At 60.4% G+C, this 18,357-nt stretch carries 19 protein-coding genes and 1 other RNA gene; 9 read left to right on the plus strand and 11 right to left on the minus strand.

Annotated features, from left to right (window positions below; genetic code table 11):
- Nucleotides 1-5: 5 nt before the first annotated feature.
- From HZ994_02675 to HZ994_02690, 4 genes are all read right to left on the minus strand, one after another.
- Complete coding sequence (locus HZ994_02675; protein ID QTN31276.1) at nucleotides 6-326, minus strand: pyrimidine/purine nucleoside phosphorylase; 321 nt, start codon at nucleotides 324-326, stop codon at nucleotides 6-8.
- Nucleotides 327-336: 10 nt separating this feature from the next.
- The gene (locus HZ994_02680) at nucleotides 337-858 is read right to left on the minus strand and encodes a rhodanese-like domain-containing protein (GenBank protein QTN31277.1); all 522 of its coding nucleotides are present in this window, start codon (nucleotides 856-858) and stop codon (nucleotides 337-339) included.
- The gene (locus HZ994_02685) at nucleotides 855-1,259 is read right to left on the minus strand and encodes an FKBP-type peptidyl-prolyl cis-trans isomerase (protein QTN34300.1); all 405 of its coding nucleotides are present in this window, start codon (nucleotides 1,257-1,259) and stop codon (nucleotides 855-857) included. Before HZ994_02685 ends, HZ994_02680 begins: the two co-directional genes overlap by 4 nt.
- A 69-nt stretch (nucleotides 1,260-1,328) precedes the next feature.
- Nucleotides 1,329-2,111: a segregation/condensation protein A gene (locus tag HZ994_02690; GenBank protein QTN31278.1), complete on the minus strand. Its 783-nt coding sequence runs from the start codon at nucleotides 2,109-2,111 to the stop codon at nucleotides 1,329-1,331.
- 105 nt (nucleotides 2,112-2,216) lie between these two features.
- Between HZ994_02690 and HZ994_02695 the strand changes: the two genes are divergently transcribed.
- Nucleotides 2,217-3,806 (plus strand): hypothetical protein, encoded by a 1,590-nt coding sequence (locus HZ994_02695; GenBank protein ID QTN31279.1) that lies wholly within the window; start codon nucleotides 2,217-2,219, stop codon nucleotides 3,804-3,806.
- 5 nt (nucleotides 3,807-3,811) lie between these two features.
- Here the strand turns inward: HZ994_02695 and HZ994_02700 are convergent, their stop codons facing one another.
- From HZ994_02700 to HZ994_02720, 5 genes are all read right to left on the minus strand, one after another.
- Nucleotides 3,812-4,528, minus strand: coding sequence for a hypothetical protein (locus tag HZ994_02700; GenBank protein QTN31280.1), 717 nt, complete (start codon nucleotides 4,526-4,528; stop codon nucleotides 3,812-3,814).
- 123 nt (nucleotides 4,529-4,651) lie between these two features.
- Entirely contained in the window at nucleotides 4,652-5,713 is a 1,062-nt protein-coding gene (gene recF, locus HZ994_02705) for a DNA replication and repair protein RecF (protein QTN31281.1), read from the minus strand.
- A gap of 38 nt (nucleotides 5,714-5,751) precedes the next feature.
- Nucleotides 5,752-7,113, minus strand: coding sequence for an arylsulfatase (locus HZ994_02710; GenBank protein ID QTN31282.1), 1,362 nt, complete (start codon nucleotides 7,111-7,113; stop codon nucleotides 5,752-5,754).
- A gap of 4 nt (nucleotides 7,114-7,117) precedes the next feature.
- Nucleotides 7,118-7,339, minus strand: coding sequence for a hypothetical protein (locus tag HZ994_02715; GenBank protein QTN31283.1), 222 nt, complete (start codon nucleotides 7,337-7,339; stop codon nucleotides 7,118-7,120).
- Nucleotides 7,340-7,347: 8 nt separating this feature from the next.
- Nucleotides 7,348-8,649, minus strand: coding sequence for an SGNH/GDSL hydrolase family protein (locus HZ994_02720; protein ID QTN31284.1), 1,302 nt, complete (start codon nucleotides 8,647-8,649; stop codon nucleotides 7,348-7,350).
- Nucleotides 8,650-8,776: 127 nt separating this feature from the next.
- Here HZ994_02720 and HZ994_02725 point away from each other — a divergent pair, with 127 nt between their 5' ends.
- Nucleotides 8,777-9,427, plus strand: coding sequence for a DUF1294 domain-containing protein (locus tag HZ994_02725; protein QTN31285.1), 651 nt, complete (start codon nucleotides 8,777-8,779; stop codon nucleotides 9,425-9,427).
- Nucleotides 9,428-9,486: 59 nt separating this feature from the next.
- On the plus strand, nucleotides 9,487-9,639 hold the full coding sequence (locus tag HZ994_02730) for a hypothetical protein (GenBank protein QTN31286.1): 153 nt from the start codon (nucleotides 9,487-9,489) through the stop codon (nucleotides 9,637-9,639).
- Between the two features lies 1 nt (nucleotide 9,640).
- Here the strand turns inward: HZ994_02730 and HZ994_02735 are convergent, their stop codons facing one another.
- Together HZ994_02735 and HZ994_02740 are read right to left on the minus strand one after the other, a co-directional pair.
- A complete protein-coding gene (locus HZ994_02735; protein QTN31287.1) occupies nucleotides 9,641-10,174 on the minus strand; it encodes a DnaJ domain-containing protein in 534 nt (177 codons plus the stop codon).
- A 33-nt stretch (nucleotides 10,175-10,207) separates the two neighbouring features.
- Nucleotides 10,208-10,567, minus strand: coding sequence for an iron-sulfur cluster assembly accessory protein (locus HZ994_02740; GenBank protein ID QTN31288.1), 360 nt, complete (start codon nucleotides 10,565-10,567; stop codon nucleotides 10,208-10,210).
- A 110-nt stretch (nucleotides 10,568-10,677) separates the two neighbouring features.
- On the opposite strand from HZ994_02740, the gene ligA reads away from it, so the two are divergent.
- From ligA to ssrA, 6 genes are all read left to right on the plus strand, one after another.
- A complete protein-coding gene (ligA, locus tag HZ994_02745; protein ID QTN31289.1) occupies nucleotides 10,678-12,843 on the plus strand; it encodes an NAD-dependent DNA ligase LigA in 2,166 nt (721 codons plus the stop codon).
- 160 nt (nucleotides 12,844-13,003) lie between these two features.
- On the plus strand, nucleotides 13,004-13,729 hold the full coding sequence (locus HZ994_02750) for an ATP-binding cassette domain-containing protein (GenBank protein ID QTN31290.1): 726 nt from the start codon (nucleotides 13,004-13,006) through the stop codon (nucleotides 13,727-13,729).
- 38 nt (nucleotides 13,730-13,767) lie between these two features.
- Nucleotides 13,768-14,499, plus strand: a complete 732-nt coding sequence (locus tag HZ994_02755) for an ABC transporter permease subunit (protein ID QTN31291.1) — start codon at nucleotides 13,768-13,770, stop codon at nucleotides 14,497-14,499.
- 41 nt (nucleotides 14,500-14,540) lie between these two features.
- Complete coding sequence (locus HZ994_02760) at nucleotides 14,541-16,445, plus strand: Gldg family protein (GenBank protein ID QTN31292.1); 1,905 nt, start codon at nucleotides 14,541-14,543, stop codon at nucleotides 16,443-16,445.
- Nucleotides 16,446-16,491: 46 nt separating this feature from the next.
- Nucleotides 16,492-17,799, plus strand: coding sequence for a DUF4340 domain-containing protein (locus HZ994_02765; GenBank protein ID QTN31293.1), 1,308 nt, complete (start codon nucleotides 16,492-16,494; stop codon nucleotides 17,797-17,799).
- A gap of 102 nt (nucleotides 17,800-17,901) precedes the next feature.
- Nucleotides 17,902-18,259, plus strand: a transfer-messenger RNA (tmRNA) gene (ssrA, locus tag HZ994_02770).
- The last annotated feature ends 98 nt before the right edge of the window (nucleotides 18,260-18,357 follow it).

Genomic DNA, 18,357 nt, shown 5'->3' on the forward strand with positions numbered 1-18,357 from the left:
GCTGTTCAGGGTGCGAGGAAGGAGCAGACGTATTGGCAGATGCCGGAATTCACGGTGATGGTGAAGCCGCTGTTTCCGGGCACTTCGAAGGATTCGTCCGTGGGGACGAAGCGGGTGCTTCCGGAGCCGTCGATGCTGACCTCGCAGGAGCCGTCGGTGATTTCCATCAGCTCCGGTGCGCCGGTGCCGAAGTGGTAGGTGCCAGGGTAGATGATGCCGAGGGTCTTTTTGGTTCCGTCCGGGAAATGGATGGAGTGGGAGACGACCTTACCATCGAAATAGACGTTTGCGACGGGATCTGCGGTGACGTTTTGGAAGGGGTTCATGATTTTGGGGTTATCCGTTTGCGATTTTCCAGGCTTCGTATCCTCCTTGGAGGACGGATACGCGATGCCCGCGGGCTGCGAGTGCGTTTGCTACGCTGACCGCGTCCGGACAAGCAAAATCCGTGCAGTAGATGACGACGGGTGTGTTTGCCGAGTTGGCGGAGCGGATCCGGGCTTCATTCGCCGGAAGGTCGGCGGCAAGCTTGGATTTCGGCCAGCTGACGGCTCCGGGAATGTGCCCCATCCTGAAATAGATCGCGGGCCGGACATCATAGATGAGCGCGGCGTTGCTCTGGACGAGCTGGTAAAGATCGCCGAGGGGCATGCGGGTTACGCTGCCCGGCTGCATGGGGGCTGCGAGTGTCTGGACAGGGGTTCCGTTTTCCGGCGCTGCGGGGGCGGGCTTGAGCGCGGGTATGGGTTTTTCCGGAGGCTCGGCGCAGGAAAGGAGCATGGCGGAAAACAGGGCTGGCCATGCGAAACGGATTCCGCGCAGGGTTGCTCCGACTTGTCTTTTCGATGGGTTGCTCATTTTCCGATCCGGATGAGTTCGACATCGAAAACCAGTGTCCCGGCAGGGTAGCCGCGACCAGGATTCTCGCCGTAGGCCATTCTTGCGGGGATCCAAAAACGGCGCTTCTCACCCTCGACCATGAGCTGAAGGCCTTCCGTCCAGCCGGCGATGACACCGTCGAGCGGGAAGGAGGTGGGCTGGCCGCGCTGCACCGAGGAATCGAAGAGCTTTCCATCCGTCGTCCAGCCGGAGTAATGAACGGTGACATGATCCGTGGCCTTGGGTTTGGTCTCGCCATTGCCGACTTCAAGGACTTTGGAGGCAAGGCCTGAGGCCGTGGTCTGGGCGTCTGCGGGGGCGGCGGCTACGTCTTCGGGTGTTTGGGGCATGGCTGCTTTTGGGGTGGAACATGCGGCCATGGCAAGCGCCAACAGGGCGGCGCAGAGAGTTTTCACGGGAAACCCAAGCGGTTGAAGGTCTGTTTTCATTCAGGCCTTGGCGGTTTCGGCTGCTTCCGGGACATCCTCGTGACCCATTTCCACGGCGGTGCGGCGCTCGACGGTGATGGCTCCCAGCAGGTGATCCTGGCGGACGACGAACTGGTTGAGCTTCATCAGCTCCAGCATCGCGAGGAAGGTGACGATCACCTCCGATTTCGTGGTGGCGGTCTGAAAAAGGGCGTCGAAGGTGAGCGCCTGGCCAGGGCTGAAATGACCGAGCAGGAACTCGATCTTGTCGGATACAGTGAAGCGGTCATCGACGATGTCGCCGAAGTCGTGGGATTCCTCGAAGCGCTTCAGGACGTTCTGGAAGGCGCGGATGAGATCGAAGATGGAGACCTCCGCCAGCGCCGGGGGCTCCTCGGCGGGCTTGGTGCCGGGATCCGGCTGGTGGGCGAACCGGCCTTGCTGCTCCAGCTCCCGGATGGATAGGAAACCGGCGGCGTCCTTGAATTTCTTGTATTCGATGAGCTGGCGGATGAGCTCCCAGCGCGGGTCGTCGTCCTCCGCATCCTCCTCCGGAGGCTGCTCGGTGCGGGGCAGGAGGGTGCGGGATTTCAGGTACATCAGGTTCGCCGCCATCACGATGAACTCGGATGCGAGGTCGATGTTGAGGAGCTTGAAGGTGTTGATGTAGTCAAGGTACTGCCTTGTGATCCGCTCGATGGAGATGGCATGGATGTCCAGTTCGTCCTTCTTGATGAGGTAGAGGAGGAGGTCGAGCGGGCCCTCGAAGATTTCGAGCTGGACCTTGTAGTCGGAAGTTTCCAAAGGGGTATCGCGGGGTTGGTGTTGGGGAAAGTTTGTTCTCGTAAGCCCGGGGGCGGGAAGGTTTTATGTGGGCGGAGCATGAACGGACAGCCCGAATCAGAGCAATTGCAAAACTTCCATGAGCGCCTCAGCGAATGGGTATCCAGCCAGGGCTTCTGGTTCCAGCTCAGGTATTCGTTTTCCGGCGGCGGAGCAAAGGGCGCCCTCGGATACCACCTCTTCCGACTTTTCGCGCGCCTACTCGTTTTCACCGCCGTGGCGGCGGCAGGCACCTGGGTGTTCCTGGTCAAGCAGTCCGGCAGCGCCTCCTATTCGGACCAGGTCAAGGAAACGCTGGTGGAAAAGCTCCGCGCAGAGGAAATCCAGCTCCAGGGACTGTCCCGCCAGCAAGGGGAGTTCTATGTAAGCCGCCTGGCGATGTCCGGCGGAGATGAAACCTTTTTCACCGTGATGGAGGCCAGGAACCTGAAATGCCAGATGGGCTTGCTCGACGGATTCCGGAAGCAGTGGGATCCCGGCCCGCTCACCATCTCCAGGCTCGACATGGGGCTGAGGGCGGGGGCGGATTCGGCCAAGGCGGCTGCTTCGCTGGGCGATGTGCTGTTCCAGGATCTGGGGAAAATGAAGCTTGATGCGATCGTCGTGAACGACACCTCGCTACGCTGGGGCTACTCCGAGCGCACCCGCGGCTCCATACTCGGCAGCAAGATGCGTGCACAAAAGCTGGCAGATGGCTGGAGGCTCAGGTTCCGGGGCGGGACTTTCACCCAGAACTGGCTGAAGCGGCTCGAAATCGTGGAGCTGGATGTGGTTTTCAGAAGGCAGGGCATCGTCTTCGAAAAGGCGGTACTGAGGAAAAACCAGGGATACGTGACCTTCACAGACCTCAAGGTTACAGCGGGCGAGAGGCCGGAGGTGACGGGCAACATGAACCTGCGAAAAATCGATGTCGCGGCGCTTGTGCCGATCGGAGTAAGGAATTTCCTGGAAGGCACCGTCTCAGGTCAGTTCAAGGTCTTCGGATCGACCAACTCGGCCGATGGTGTCGGCTTCGAGGGCGAGGTAATGCTTGCCGGGGACGATGTGATTTTCCTGCGCGACAGGATCCACCTTCTGCGCGCTCTCAGTGTTGTGGATGCGTTCAACAATTACCGCCGCGTGGATTTCCGCGACGGATCTTTCAGGATGAAAACCCACGGCGGCAGGATGGAACTATCGCAGGTCGATATCCGGGCGGGAGATCTCTTGCAGATGAAAGGCGAGATGGTCGTCAGGCTTCCGACAGCGGAGGAGGCGCTCCAATTCAACGAAACCGGCATCGCCGATGACGATGACGGGATACTCAACGACGATGAGATCGACATCACCCTTGAGCGGGCCGCCATGAATGCTGGAGAGAGCGTTGGCTTCAGGAAAGAAGGCGACGATACGCTCTTCGAACGGCTGGGATTGACCCTGGAGAACCGCAGGCTTGAGGAAAAAGCCGCCGAGCGGCTTGCCCGTTCCTACCGCTATGAGGGTATGTTCACGATCAGCCTGCCCAGGGACTCCTTCGTCAGGGCCCCTCAGTTGCAGCAGATGTATCCCGGCAACGGAGCCAACGGAAGGGTTGTCATGGACGTGCCCATCGAGGGGGTTCTCTACGACCTGACCCTGAAGCAGGCGAACGAGATCTACGAAAAAGGCGCGCGCTGAGCAACTCACCAGCGGAACACGAGCGGCGGCACGATGATGCGCACATCCCCGCCCTGCCTGTTCTCGCTTTCCTCCAGGGCCGTCACAAGCCCGTCCTTGAACTCCACCACCGTCTTGCCCTTCTCCTCGCGGGTGATGCTGACAAGCTGCCTGAACACCTGTCCCGTAGCAGGATCGATGCGGGTGGCGTAGTTTTTCACATCCTCATAATCGATGTATTCCCAGGAACCCTGCTCGCCTTCCGCAGTGCGCCGCACCGAGGTTTTGGTCGGCTTGCCACGGGATTTTCCCACCTCCGCAGGGGTCATGCCGATCGCGATCCCTTCCCTTGAGATCACTTCGTTGACCGCGATCTGTCGCTCATAGAGCTGTTTGAGCTTTGCCACGAAATCCTCCTGCGGGTGGGAGAAAGCCCATGGCGCGACCCAACCGGCGAGGCCGTTGCGGGTGCCCTCACCTCGCACCTTGTAAACCTTCGCCGTCATCCCCTCCAAGGTCACCGTCTGATCAGCCTTGAGGAAACCGAGGCGGATATTGCCGGCCTTGTCGGAATAGACCGGAGCTTCCTTGATGACCCTGAGCTTGATTGGCGGATCGACGACCTCATTGAGGTAGACCACCTCCGGATCGGAATCCAGCAGCGACTTCCGATCCGTCCTGATCTCTGCGGCAGCCTGCCCGACAAATGCGGCGCAAACGAGGAAAGGAAGCATTGCTTTCATACGGTGTAAGATAGTCCGCAGGGGTGAAAAGGAAAGATGGAAATCGGATCCGCCCTTTTGACGGATGAGGCGTGCGGATATTCGCGGAAAATTCCGGAATGACACACACCCATGCATGATCGCTCAAACCGCCCGCACCGCGCCGCCCTGGACTTCCATGACCGGCAGGCCGGGAATCGCATCTGTCTCCTTCAGCCAGCCGAGATGGGTGGTGGTTATGAATTTCTGGGCGTGGGGCGGAAGGTGGCGTAGCAGGGCATTGCGGCGGGCGGGATCCAGCTCACCGAAGATATCGTCGAGCAGGTAGATGGGGGATTTCTCACAGCGCCTGTGGAGCAGATCCCCTTGGGCGAGCTTGAGCGCCAGAGCGATGGTGCGCTGCTGCCCCTCGCTGGCGAATTCCGAGGCGGGCATCCCGTGGAGGCGGATGGAAACATCGTCGCGGTGCGGGCCGATCACCGCCTGCCGCTGTGCCGTCTCGCGCTGGCGCGCCTGGAGGATGGAATCCTTCATCGATGGGCCGGAGGCGGGCAGGTAGGAGAGCGTGAGGGCTTCGTTTTTGCCCGAAATGTCGAGCTGCGCGGCGGCGACGAGGGGCGAGATGTCCTCGACAAGACAGCGGCGGCTTTCCGTCAGGTAGGTGCCGTGCTCGATGAGAATTTCCTCATAGGCAAGCAGCTCCGGCAGGCGCAGCTTCGGCTCCTTGAGGAGGAGGTTCTTCGCCCTGAGGGCACGGCGGTAACGGGTGTATGCGGTGCGGTATCGCGGATCGAGCTGGGCTCCGAGGAAATCGAGGAAATGCCTGCGAGCCTCCCCCGGGCCGCGGATCAGGCCGAGATCCTCGTTGCCCATCCAGACGACCAGCCCGCCGTCGGCGAGGTATCCGGTGCGGGATTTCCGCTCCTCCCCATCGACTTCCAGCAAAAGCCCTTTGGCAAGGTTGCGTATCTTCCTTTCCTGCCCCCATGGGTTGCCTGCAATGCCGAAGCCGGGGGTGGAGAATTTCGTGAGCGTGTTGAAGCGGTTGCTTCGCGGGGAGTGCAGGCGGACCAGGGTGCAGACGGCCTCCAGCAGGGAGGTTTTACCCTGCGCGTTGTCGCCGATAAGGATGACACCCTCCGGCGCAGCCTCCATGGCCAGGGCGCCGAAGCAGCGAAAATTCTGGAGGCGGAGGTGCTGGATCACTGAAACTCGGATTTTTGACTCCCTGGGAAGGACAGCAACTAATCCAGGGACTGGACCGGGAAGTCGGCGACCGGCTTGCGGGCGGTGGACATGAGTTTGAGCAACTCCGCGACCTTCTCCGGATTCCCATCGGAAAGGTCGTTGCCTTCGCCGATATCCTTGCCGAGGTCGTAGAGTTCCGTGGTCGTAGCCGCAGGCTTGGAAAGGTTGTATTGCACCAGCTTCCAATCGCCCGACTGGATGGCACGGCGTATGCCTTGCTCATGGAATTCCCAATAGAGATGGGGGTGTTTCGCCTGCTCGCCCTTGCCGGTGAGCGTGGGCAGGAAGGAAATGCCCTGGATCCCTTCCGGCAGGGGCTGGCCTGTCAGATCGCAGACGGTGGGCAGGAAATCCCAGAACGCGGAGGGATGGGCCGTGGTGCCGCCCGCCTTGATCGCGGCTGGCCATGACGCGATGAAAGGGACCCGGATGCCGCCCTCATAGAGATCTCGTTTCCCGCCCCGCAGCGGGCCGTTGGAATCGAGCAACTCCGGCCTGTAGCCACCCTCGAAGTGTGGGCCGTTGTCGCTGGTGAGCATGATCAGGGTATCATCTAGCAGACCCTGCTCATCCAGCCGGGCAACGAGGGAGCCGACGGCATCGTCGAGGATTGTCATCATGCCGATGTAGTTCGCCTTCACCTCCGGGGTGGCGGTGTAGTGGCCGGATTTTTTCAGGCCGACCTCATCCGCCACGAGCGGGCGGGCTTTTTGCAGTGCCTCATCCGTGGCGACCACCGAGGCATGGGGTATTGGGTAGGAAAGGATCATGAAAAAAGGCTTTTCCGCCTTCTGCTCCGCGATGTAGCCGAGCGCTTCCTTGGTGTAGAGATCCGCATCGTAGTCGGTGCCGGTGTGGAGCTTGTTGCCGGGGAACTCGATTTTCTCGGTATTTCGATAGATGAACTCCGGGTAGCGGAAATGCCCGTCCCTGTGGCTGGTGGTGCCGTAGAAAAAACCGAAGCCCCTGGCGAGCACGGTCTCCGGTGTCTGGGTGTCGCCGGTCACGCAGGACTTGCCTATCATCGCCATGTTATAGCCCGCCTTCTGCGCGATCGCCGCGACGTTCGTTTCCTCCGCCGGAAGCTCGAAGGGGCCGTTTCCGCGGATGGCCGCGTGGCCACCATCCTTTCCTGTCATCAGCGAGCAACGGGATGGTGCGCAGACCGTCGCGCCGGAGTAGTGGCGGGTGAAACGGATGCCGCTTGCCGCGAGCTTGTCGATGTGCGGTGTCTTGAAATTTTTCTGACCGTAACAGGAGAGATCCCCGTAGCCCATGTCATCTGTGATGATGTAGATGATGTTAGGTTTTGCGGAAAGCGGGGTGAGGAGCAGGATGCCTAGGAATATGGATTTCATGGGTTCAGTGCGTGAGGTGTTCGAGGGCTTTTTGGTAAGATGAGTTTGTGAGGTAGTGACGCAGCTTGGCATCGAACTCCCCGGCGTGCGTCTCTGTGTACGCGGTGATTTTCTCCGAAACATCCTTGAGGGCATCGAGGTGGCCTGCGGGGTCGCGTTCGCGGAAAGAATGATCCGCGATGACTTGGATGCGCTCGTTCAGGAGATCTCGGAGAATTACGTGCATGGGAGGATTCAGGGCTTCGGGACGGCCTCGAACTTGTAGAAGAGTTTTGCGGCGCTGGGAATGATTATCACGGAGCCGTCGGGGAGCTCCTGCTTGTTTTCATCCGGCACCCGCACCCAGTCGTTGCCAAGTGTCTCCGACTGGAGAACACCCAGATCCGCAAAGCGGAGGGCATCCGGCGAGGGATGGAAGCTTGCGGAGCCGTCCGGGGAAAACATGAGGGGCGAATCCGCAGCCAAAGGGTTTTTCCCCAGCAGAAACTCAAGCAGGGCGGGCAAGCCGTCGCCATCATCAGGAGCGCCGGCCATATAGTCGATCAGGGGCTGGTCCGCGTTCTGGCCAAGGATGTCCGTAAGGATCTCGCGGTTCGTGAAGGGCGGGATAGGTGCCGGGGCGAAGCGATTGACGGCTGCCAGGATCTCGTTGGCAATGAGCGCTTGGCTGACCGTGGAAGGATGGAACCCGTCCTTGCAAAAAGTGTGCAGCGGCGGGTTCTCGGAATCGGGCGCGTAGGTGAATTCCGTGCCATTCACATGCAGCGGCACCTGATCGGCGATCCTGTCAGTCACACGGTCGATGCGGGCCATGTGGGTATTCGCCCTTGCTCCAAGATCCGCGATGATATTCGCGTTCAGCGTCGCAACCCTCTGCCTCGCCAGCGCGGCGGCTTGCGCATCGGCGAGTTTCTCCGCCGGGGTGGAGCCGATGTCAGGAACGGTGCCCACAATGATGGGCAGGTCGGCCGTGGCGTTGGCGCGGACGAAATCGTGGATCCGGCCTATGAAAACGCGGATCGCATCATTTTGAGCGTCGTTGCTGGCCAGGCTCAGGTCGTTCCCACCGACAAAAATCAGGACTGCATCGACGCTTGGGAGATCGCCGCGCAGCTCGAACCTTGTCGATGCAGCGAGTGCGTTCTCCGGATCCAACAGGTCCGCGAAGGAGTAAGAACGGTAGAGCAGCTCCACCCATCGCTCAGCCTTGAATCCCGGCACCCCGTAGTTGTATTCGTAGCCGGCGTTTCGGAAATCCGCATAATTCCCCAAGGACGGCTGGTAGCCACCCATGCTAAACGCCGCAGGGCGGTGCGAGTGGAGAAGCTCCACCCAGTTTTTCGTATTCGCGTCCAATGGCTTGGAATCCGGTGCCGAGAAAGGCGTTTCGAAGCGATACTCCTCTGTCAGCGAATCCCCGATCGCCAGCAGGCGAAAGGGGGCTGCCTCAACGTGCGCATAGGAAAGCAGCACCGCCACTGCCACCCGCATCACCTGGTGAAGCTGGCTGTTGTTTCCTCTCGCTGGTCGGTTCACTTGGGTATGGGTAGCGCAGGAAGGACGGATTGCAAAGGGGCGGCAAGGATCAAAGGATCATTTTATATGGCTGCAAATCTTCACTTCCTGATAGTTTTCAAGGGATATCGGGTATGAGAATGAAGGCATGCAAGGCGGGACAACCAAGGCGAAGCAGGATGCCGATCGGCTTTCCGGGATCATTGCGGAGTGGGTGGAGGAACGGGGTTTCGGATGGGTGCAACATGGGGATGTTCGGATTTTCGCGCACATCCGCGAGTTCAAGAAAGGGCGTGTGCCAGTGCCCGGTGACGGCGTGAGCTTCGTCCCTGGGCAGGATCCCCTCGGCAGACCCTGCGCTCGCTGCCTGCTCCTCGACAAAGAGCACGATGGCCCCGGGCTGTGGGCCTGCGCGCAGCTTGCCGTGCTGGTTTCGCTGCCCTTGCTGGCCGGACTTAAGCTTCCGGTGGCGGCATGGGCGGTGCCCCTTGCCATGCTCGTCGCATCGGTGGCGGCTTGGCGGACTTACCGCAGCGACAAGAAAGCTGCGGAGGCCGGAGGGTGGCGCTTCTCGGAAACGATGCTGCATACCCTGGAACTCCTCGGTGGATGGCCGGGCGCTTTTCTGGCGCAAAGGAGATATCGTCACAAGACCCGCAAGGCCAGCTACCAGGCGATCTTCCAATCCATCGTTTTCCTCTACCAACTCGCGGCGCTAGACATCGTGCTGAGCCATCGCCTCTGGGATCATCTCGTGCAAACCATCAATGAGAGCGGGATACTGGATATGGTTCCCTGAATCTCGCCTACCTCACCTTTCCTCTAGCCATTCAGTCCGCGACATCCCATCCTTCCCCCATGAAATCATTCCTGCTCCTTCTCGTGACCCTTCTGATCCTCATCGCGGTCGTCGGCGGGGGCGGTGCGCTTTACTACCTCACAAAAACCTCCGAGATCACCCGCGCCTCAAAAACCCCTCCCGCATCCTCCCCCGCAACCCAAGGCCGTTAGTTCACATCAGCCGCCCATATACGGACTTCAGCGAAGCCCGCCATTTCTCCAGGAAAACCAGATCCCGCATCACCTTGCCGGGATCCGCATCACCCGCCTCGATGGAGGGAAACTCCCCCACCATTTCCGAGATCCCCCCACCGATCTCTGCGAGCAGCGCCTTCACCCGTTCACGCTCCGCGATCAGCTTCACCTCCGCCATTGCCTTTGCCAGCGAAGATTGCGCTCCGGCGGCAGCCTTGATCGCAGCCTCCGCCTCATTGCCCACCTCGGCCACCTTCTGGAAAAGATTCATCAACCCGGCTCCGATCCGCCCCCGCTCATCCGCGTCGATGCCCCTTGCCAAGATCCATTCCCTCAACCTACGTGCCGGGCTTAGCAAAACCTCCTGCGCCTCCTGGAGCCGCGCAAAGCCATCCTCATCCCCCCCGCTATCCGGATGCATATCCCCCGCCCGCTTCCGAAAGGCCTCCCTTATCCCTTGCTCGGAAATCACCAGAGCCACCGGCAATCCCAGCCGCTCAAACGAATTCATAAACAAAATAAGGATCCATTGGCGGCAACGAATTCAGGCCGCGAAACTCTCCCCGCACGAACAAGTCACCACCGCATTCGGATTGCTCACCTTGAAGCCCCCCTGCTGCAGGTCGTCGGAAAAATCCAACTCGCTGCCACTGACAAAAAGGGCGCTCTTGGGATCGATCACCACGTTCACCCCGTTGCTCGGCACCAGGATATCCCTGTCCCGGGGCCCGTCCACGAGATCCATCTTGTATTGCAATCCGGAGCAACCGCCTCCGATCACCGCAATCCTCAAAGCTCCGTCCGCCCTCCCTTGCTTTTCCAGAAGCCCGCGCAAGTGGGAGGAAGCGCTATCCAGCACCTTCACCAGCTTCTCGTTCCCGACCTTGTAATTCACCGTTTCCAACTGCCGGAAGCTGCTGCCTCACCCGACCATAGTCAAATCCCAAAGGAAGTGCTTGCACATCCGGCATGACAATCCGCCAGTCTTCCTTGAAGTTTGGCATTTCAAAATTTATGGTTTCCCCACCCATGTCCCAGCTCGACTTGTTTTCATCCCCTCCCGCACCCGAAGCGCGGATCTCCGAGCTCCGCAAACTCCTCGATCACCACAACAACCTCTACTACGCAAAGGCTGACCCAGAGATCAGCGATGCGGATTACGACAAGCTCTACCGTGAGCTCGAGACCCTCGAAAATGCCCACCCGGAACTCGCCGATCCCAACTCCCCCACCCAACGCGTCGGATCGAAATCCCTCGACGGCTTCTCCCAGGTCAACCACCCCGTCCCCATGCTCAGCATCGACGACGTGTTCGAGCTGAAAGACGCGGCGATCCCCGAGGCGGAGCTCATCACCTTCTATCAACGCCTTCAGAAAACCCTAGGACGGGATCACATCGCCGTGACCATGGAGCCGAAGATCGATGGTGTGGCCGTCTCCCTTTTCTACGAAAACGGCTCCCTCAAATACGCCGCCACCCGTGGCGACGGCACCACCGGCGACGACGTCACCCAGAACGTCCGCACCATACGCAGCATCCCCCTGCAATGTGGGGGCGATCTTCGGTCGCCCCTTCCATCCATACTCGAAGTCCGCGGCGAGATCTTCATGCCGAACTCCGCCTTCGCCGCACTCAACGAGTCCCGCGACGAACAAGGACTCCCCACATTCGCCAACCCCCGCAACGCCACCGCAGGCACCCTCAAGCAGCTCGACCCCAAGATCGTAGCCAGCCGTCCCCTCGCCTTCCTCGCCCACGGCCTAGGAGCATACGAGGGCGAACCCCTCGATTCGGAAACCGATTTCCACAAACTCCTCGACACCCACTCCATCCCCCGCAACCAACCCGTCCGCATCGCGGAAAACATCGATGAGTTGCTCGATGGCATCTCATTTTTCCGTGGCCACCGCCACGAACTCGACCACGCCACCGACGGCGTCGTCATCAAAGTCCTGGATCGCTCCGAACGCGAAACCCTCGGCACCACATCCCGCGCCCCCCGCTGGGCCGCCGCCTACAAGTTCCTCCCGGAGCAGCAGGAAACCACCCTCACCGCCATCACCATCCAGGTCGGCCGCACCGGCGTCCTCACCCCCGTCGCCGAGCTGGAGCCCACTCTCATCTCCGGCTCCACCGTCTCCCGCGCCACCCTCCACAACCAGGACGAGATCACGAAAAAAGGAATCTACATCGGAGCGAAAGTCCTCGTCGAAAAAGCAGGCGAAATCATCCCTGCCATCGTCAAGGTCATCAATCCAGACCCGAACGCCGCGGTCTTCTCCCTCTACGATTCAGCCCACGGGAAATGCCCCTCCTGCCACGCCCCCATCACCCAGGAAGAGGGTTTTGTCGCATGGCGTTGCACCAACTTTGAATGCCCGGCACAGGCGGTCACCGCCATCTCCCATTTCGCTTCCCGCAAAGCCCTCGACATCGACGGACTCGGCGAAACCGTAGCCGAAGCCCTCGTCCGCCACGGCCACGCCACCTCACCCCTCGACCTGTTCTCCCTCACCGAGGAAACCTTGGCGAACCTCAACCTCGGCACCGAAGAATCCCCCCGCCGCTTCGGCGAAAAGAACGCCGCCAAGGTCATCGCCTCCCTTGAAGCCGCCCGCACCAAACCCCTCAGCAAATGGCTCTTCGCCATGGGCATCCGCCAGCTCGGCGAATCCGCCGCAAAGGAACTCTCGCGCCTGCACGAAAAACTAACAGACATCACGGAATCGGAACTCCTCGCCGAACTCCTCGCCGACACCCGCCCGGACGCGAAAAAGAAAAACCCCGCCCTCGAACCCTACGCCATCACCGGAGACGTCGGCCCTGCCGTCGCGGAATCCATCCTCGACTTCTTCAGGTCGGAGGCAGGAAGACATGCGCTCAACCGACTCTCGGAACTCGGCATCAACCCGGCCTCCGCGAATTTCGCCCCGAAACCCTCGGCCTCCAACCTGCCTTTCAGCGGCAAGACCTTCGTCATCACCGGCACCCTTTCCGAATCCCGCGATCATTTCAAAGAGCTCATCGAGAAAAACGGCGGCAAGGTCTCCGGCTCCGTTTCCAAGAACACAACTTACCTCCTCGCCGGGGAATCCGGCGGCTCCAAACTCGAAAAAGCCGCCCAACTGGGCGTCAGGATCCTCGGCGAGCAACAACTCGCCACCCTCATGGAGCGCTGACTCCGTCGGCAAACCAACCCTGCAGGCAAGCACACCCCTTCCCTTTGCGGGTTGACTGCTAGCTGAAATTTCCCAAACAAATCCAAAATCCGGTGTCGCAAAAAATATGGCATCCGCTAAAACCCGCCCCCGCCCCTTTGGCAACCCAACATACCCTCCCATGATCGAAGTCGCAAAACTCAGCAAACATTTCGGCAGCAAGCTCGCCGTGGACGAACTCTCATTCACGGTGGAAAAAGGCGAAGTCCTCGGCTTCCTCGGCCCCAACGGCGCAGGAAAATCAACCACCATGCGCATGGTCACCGGATTCCTGCCCCCCTCCTCCGGAGATGCAAGGATCTGCGGGATCTCGATCACCGAAAACCCCTTCGCCGCCAAGTCCAAGATCGGCTATCTCCCGGAATCCGCACCGCTATACAACGACATGACCGTCATCGGCTTCCTCAAATTCTGCGCCTCCGTCCGCAAGCTCTCCGGCTCCGCGAAAAAGGCTGCCGTCGAGAAAGCCATCGAAACCTGCTTCCTCGAAAGCGTCGCCCACCAATCCATCGACACCCTCTCCAAAGGCTACCGCCACCGCACCTGCCTCGCCCAATCCCTCCTCCACGATCCCGAAGTCCTCATCCTCGACGAGCCCACCGACGGCCTCGACCCCAACCAGAAATACGAAGTCCGCCAACTCATCAAGCGCCTCGGCGCGGACAAGGCCATCCTGTTCTCCACCCATATCCTTGAGGAAGTGGAGGCCGCCTGCACCCGCGCCGTCATCGTTGACCGTGGCAGGATCGTCGCTGACGGCACCCCCGCCGAGCTCATCGCCCGAGCCCCCAACGGCTCCCTCACCGATCTCTTCCGCAAGGTCACCACCACCGACACCGCAGCGTAAGCAAAAGTCTTCCCTGAAAACTGAACACTAGCAAACTGATGTCTTCCCTAACGATCTACAAACGCGAGCTCAAATCCTATTTCGCACAGCCCACCGCCTACGCGATCATCGTCATCTTCGTATTCCTCTCGATGGGCCTGACGTTCACCTTCGGCGAGTTCATGCGGGTAGGCGATGCATCCCTCCAATACTCGTTCTTCTTCTGGCACCCATGGCTCTACATGCTCCTCGCCCCCGCCATCGCGATGAAACTCTGGGCCGATGAGCAGCGCAACGGCACCATCGAGCTGCTCGGCACCTTCCCCGTCTCCACGTGGTCCGCCATCGCCGGGAAATTCCTCGCCGCCGCCACCGTCTCCCTGGTCGCCCTAGCCCTCACTTTCCCCATCGTCATCACCGTCAACTACCTCGGCAGCCCCGACAACGACGCGATCCTCTCCGGCTACATAGGCTCCTTCCTCGTCTGCTGCACCTTCATCGCCATCACCATGCTGGTTTCCGCATTCACGCGGGATCAGGTCATATGCCTCATCGTCGCGGTCACCATCTGCACCCTGATGGTTCTCTGCGGATACGATCCCGTCGCCCGCGAACTTGGCAAGGCAACCTCCCCCGCTGCCGTCGAGGCCGTCGTCGCCTTCGGGGTCTGGGACCATTTCTCATCCCTCAACCGCGGCCTGTTCCGCTTCCAGGACATGGTCTGGTTCGCATCCTTCATCGGACTCTGCCTCATCGGCACCTCCACCATCCTCGGCGCAAAACGCGCCTGATCCTTCTCCTTAGGGTTTGAAAAATTAAAATTCAGAGTTTCATGAAATCCCCAATCGCACGCGCCGCCCTCGGAATCGCCGCCCTCGTCACCATCGCCATCCTCGCCAACTGGCTGATATCCCTCACGCCTGCCGGCAACCGTGGGGCGGATCTCACCGAGAACAAGATCCACTCACTGACGGACGGAACGAAAGCCATACTCGGCGAACTCGACACCCCCGTTGTCATCCGCTACTACGCCACCCGTGGCAGCGACTACATGCCGGAGCAACTCAAGGTCCACCTCCGGCGCGTCGATGATGTCCTCAAGGAATACACAGCCCTTTCCAACGGCAAGCTCCGCATCGAGAACCTCGATCCCCAGCCGGACACCGACGCCGAGGATTCCGCCAACCTCGATGGCATCTCCGGCCAGCAGATCAACGACGAAAACCTCTACCTCGGCATCGCCGTCTCCGCCCTCGACAAGAAAGTCGTCCTCCCTTTCCTCGATCCCTCCGAGGAAACCATGCTGGAATACCAGATCTCCAAGGCGATCGCCGAGGTCAGCACCCCGGTGAAACCCGTCATCGGCATCATGTCCGCACTCGATCTCGCAGGCACCCCTCCTATGATGCCCGGCCAACAGCCCCAGCAGCCGTGGGTCATCTACCAACAGCTCCGGCAGTCCTTCGAACTCAAGGATCTCGGAATGAACCCCGAAAAAATCGACCCGGCCGACATCAAGGTTCTCTTCCTTTTCCACCCGGCGGAAATCTCCCCCAATGCCGAATTTCTAATCGACCAATATCTCCTGAATGGCGGCACCGTCGTCGCCTGCCTTGATGCGCACTCCGTCGCCGCGCAGATGCTCGGCGGCCAGCCGAACCCGATGACTGGCCAACCCGGCGGTGCACCCACCACCTCCACCCTCCCCACCCTGCTCCCCGCATGGGGCGTGGAGTTCATCTCCAACCAGGTTCTCGCAGACCCCGTCCACGCCACCCTGCTCGGCGGAAACCGCAAGGGCATCGCCGTCCTCAGCCTCCCGCAGAGCGCCATGCCGCAAAAGGACAATATCATCACCAAGGGTGTCGAATCCATCACCCTCTACCTCCCCGGCGCCTTCAAGCGCACCACCGGTGGCGGCGTTGCCTCGAACTCCCTCGTCCGCTCCTCCACAGGCGCCGGCTTCGTCGATTCCATGCGCGCCTCACAACTCGATCCCACCCTCGACACCAGCGTCAAACCCGATGGCATCGCCTACGACCTCGTCACCCACCTTTCCGGAAATTTCAAGACCGCCTTCCCCGATGGCAAGCCCAAGGAGGAAACGCCAGCTGAATCCCCTCCGGAAGCTGCGGACAAAAAGGACGACGCCCCGAAAGACGAATCCCTCAAGGAAGCCACCAAGCCCGGCAACGTCTTCCTCATCGCTGACATCGACGCCTTCTACGACCGCTTCGCCTACAACATACAGAACTTCGGCGGTATGCAGATGGCCGGCCCCGCAAACGGCAACCCCGCCCTTCTTTTCAACCTCCTCGACCAGGCCACCGGCTCGAAATACCTGATCGGCTCACGCTCGCGCGCCGCAACCCGCCGCCCCTTCACCGTTGTCCAGGAAATGGAGGCGGAATTCGACAGGAAGGTTGGCAGCAAGCTCAAGGAATTCGAGGCCAAGCTCGAGGAAACCCAAACCAAGCTCCAGGAACTCCAGGCCCAGAAAGCGCAAGGCACGGAACTCTACCTCTCCCCAGAGCAGGAGGCGGAGATCCAGAAGCTCCGCGAGCAGCAGGTCGAATACGCCCGCCTCACCCGCGAACAGCAAAAGGACCTGCGCCGCCAAAAGGACAAGCTCGCAGGCAAAATCACCCTCCTCAACGTCGCCGCCATGCCCGCCTTCGTAATCCTCTTCGGCCTCGCCCTCTTCCTCAAGCGCCGCTCCTCCACCCGCGCCCGTTAGGCCCATCTTGCTGAAAGCTGAAACCTTCACACTAGCAAACTTCATCATGAAACCCCGCACAGTCACCATCCTCTGGATCATCGCCCTCCTCCTCGGCGCAGCCGTTTTCCTAATCAAGAAATCCGATGGCGGAGCCACCCAAAACAAGACAGCCCGCTCCGCAGGCCAGAAGCTCATCGCGGATTTCCCTGCCGCCGAGACCTCATCCATCGTCATTTCCGGCGCGGACGAATCCGTAACCCTGCAGCAGAAGGACGGCAAATGGACCGTCGCCGAACGCGACGCATTCCCCGCCAACTCACGCAACATCAACGATTTCCTCCGCACCCTCGCAGAACTGAAGGTCACCCAAGGCATCGAGGCCGGCCCCTCCTTCGCGCCCCGCTTCGGCATGGATGAAAACTCCTCAGACCCCGCCAACCATGGGATCACCGCCACATTCACCGACGCATCCGGCAAGGAACTCGCCAAGCTTTCCTTCGGCAAAAACCTCGATGCCGCATCCGCATCGCCCTTCGGCGGAGGCTCCACCGGCCGTTACGTCCGAAACCACGCCGATGAATCCGGTTTCTACGCAGTCTCCGAGCTTTTCGGCACCCTTTTCACCGATCCCAAATCATGGCTCGCCGACGATTTCATCAAGGTCGAGAAAATCAAATCCATCTCCCTCACCAAGCCCGGCGAGGACACCGAGGAATACGCCCTTGTCCGCGACGACGAAAACGCCGATTTCAAATTCACCGATGCCTTCCCCGGCGTCAACATCGACCCCGCCGCCGTCAGCCCCCTCAAATCCCTCTTCTCCTACGCCCGCTTCGACGACGTCGTCCCCGCCGCCAAGGTCACGGAAAAGGCCACCCCGGAAAAACTCCAGAAAGCCGTTATCACCACCTTCGAGGGCTTTAGCTACGAAATCTCCCTCCAGCCTGTGAAAGCCGCCCCCGCGAAGGAAGGCGAGGCACCACCTGCGGATAACGACTATCTCATGCAGATCGGGGTCAGCGCCGAGCTTCCCAAGGAACGCAAGAAACCCGAAGGTGAGAAACCCGAGGAAGCCGAAACCGCCGACAAGGCCTTCTCCGGGCGACTGGAAACACTCACCGAAATCCTCGCCAAAACCAAAGCCCTCGAAGGCCGCACCTTCCTCGTCAGCAAGTTCACCGTCGACGCCCTACTCAAAGGCCGCGCCGAACTCATGGCCAAGGGGCCAGGTGCCGATGCCCCACCCATGCCCCCGGGCACAGCCGCATTCACACCACCCGTCGAGATCCCACTGCGACCTGAGCCTGAGGCGCCTGCTCCCAGGGAAACAGCCCCTGAGGAAGCGCCAGACGCTCCGGAATCATCCGAATGACCGGCACCACGCCCCCCGTCTTCCCGCAGATCTTTTTGGGCAGCGTGGATTTTCCTTTGAATAAAACCGCAGCCGAACTATCATACACTTCGCATGGCGATTGGGGGCGTTCTGGTTTCGACGGAATGTCTGAAGCGCTGGCTGCACGTAGAGGTTGGTCGGTTGGCCTCTTAAAAAAGCCGCCCAAAACAAATAAATGCAGACTCTAACGAGCTCGCACTGGCCGCTTAATTGACGACCACGTCAAATCCCTGATGTCTGTTAGGGGAGGAGGCGAAACTTAGCAGACTGGATGGCGAGCCGGGGAACCGGGCACATCATCGAGACCAAACAGGTTCCTAGGAAGCGCAACGCGGCGGGTCGGCCCAGCGTTTCCGAAACACCAGATGATCCGCTAAACGTGTAGATGCCTGTGCAGATGGCGTTCCGGACAGGGGTTCGACTCCCCTCGCCTCCACCAGCCTTCGCCAAGGCTACGGCTGGCAAGCCAACAAGCTTGACTGACGGAGCCTTGGCGAAGGCTGGCAGCTTGTGCACCATTCCGCTTTTTCAGATCGC

It is taken from the genome of Akkermansiaceae bacterium (assembly GCA_017798145.1).
Classification (GTDB): Bacteria; Verrucomicrobiota; Verrucomicrobiia; order Verrucomicrobiales; family Akkermansiaceae; genus Luteolibacter.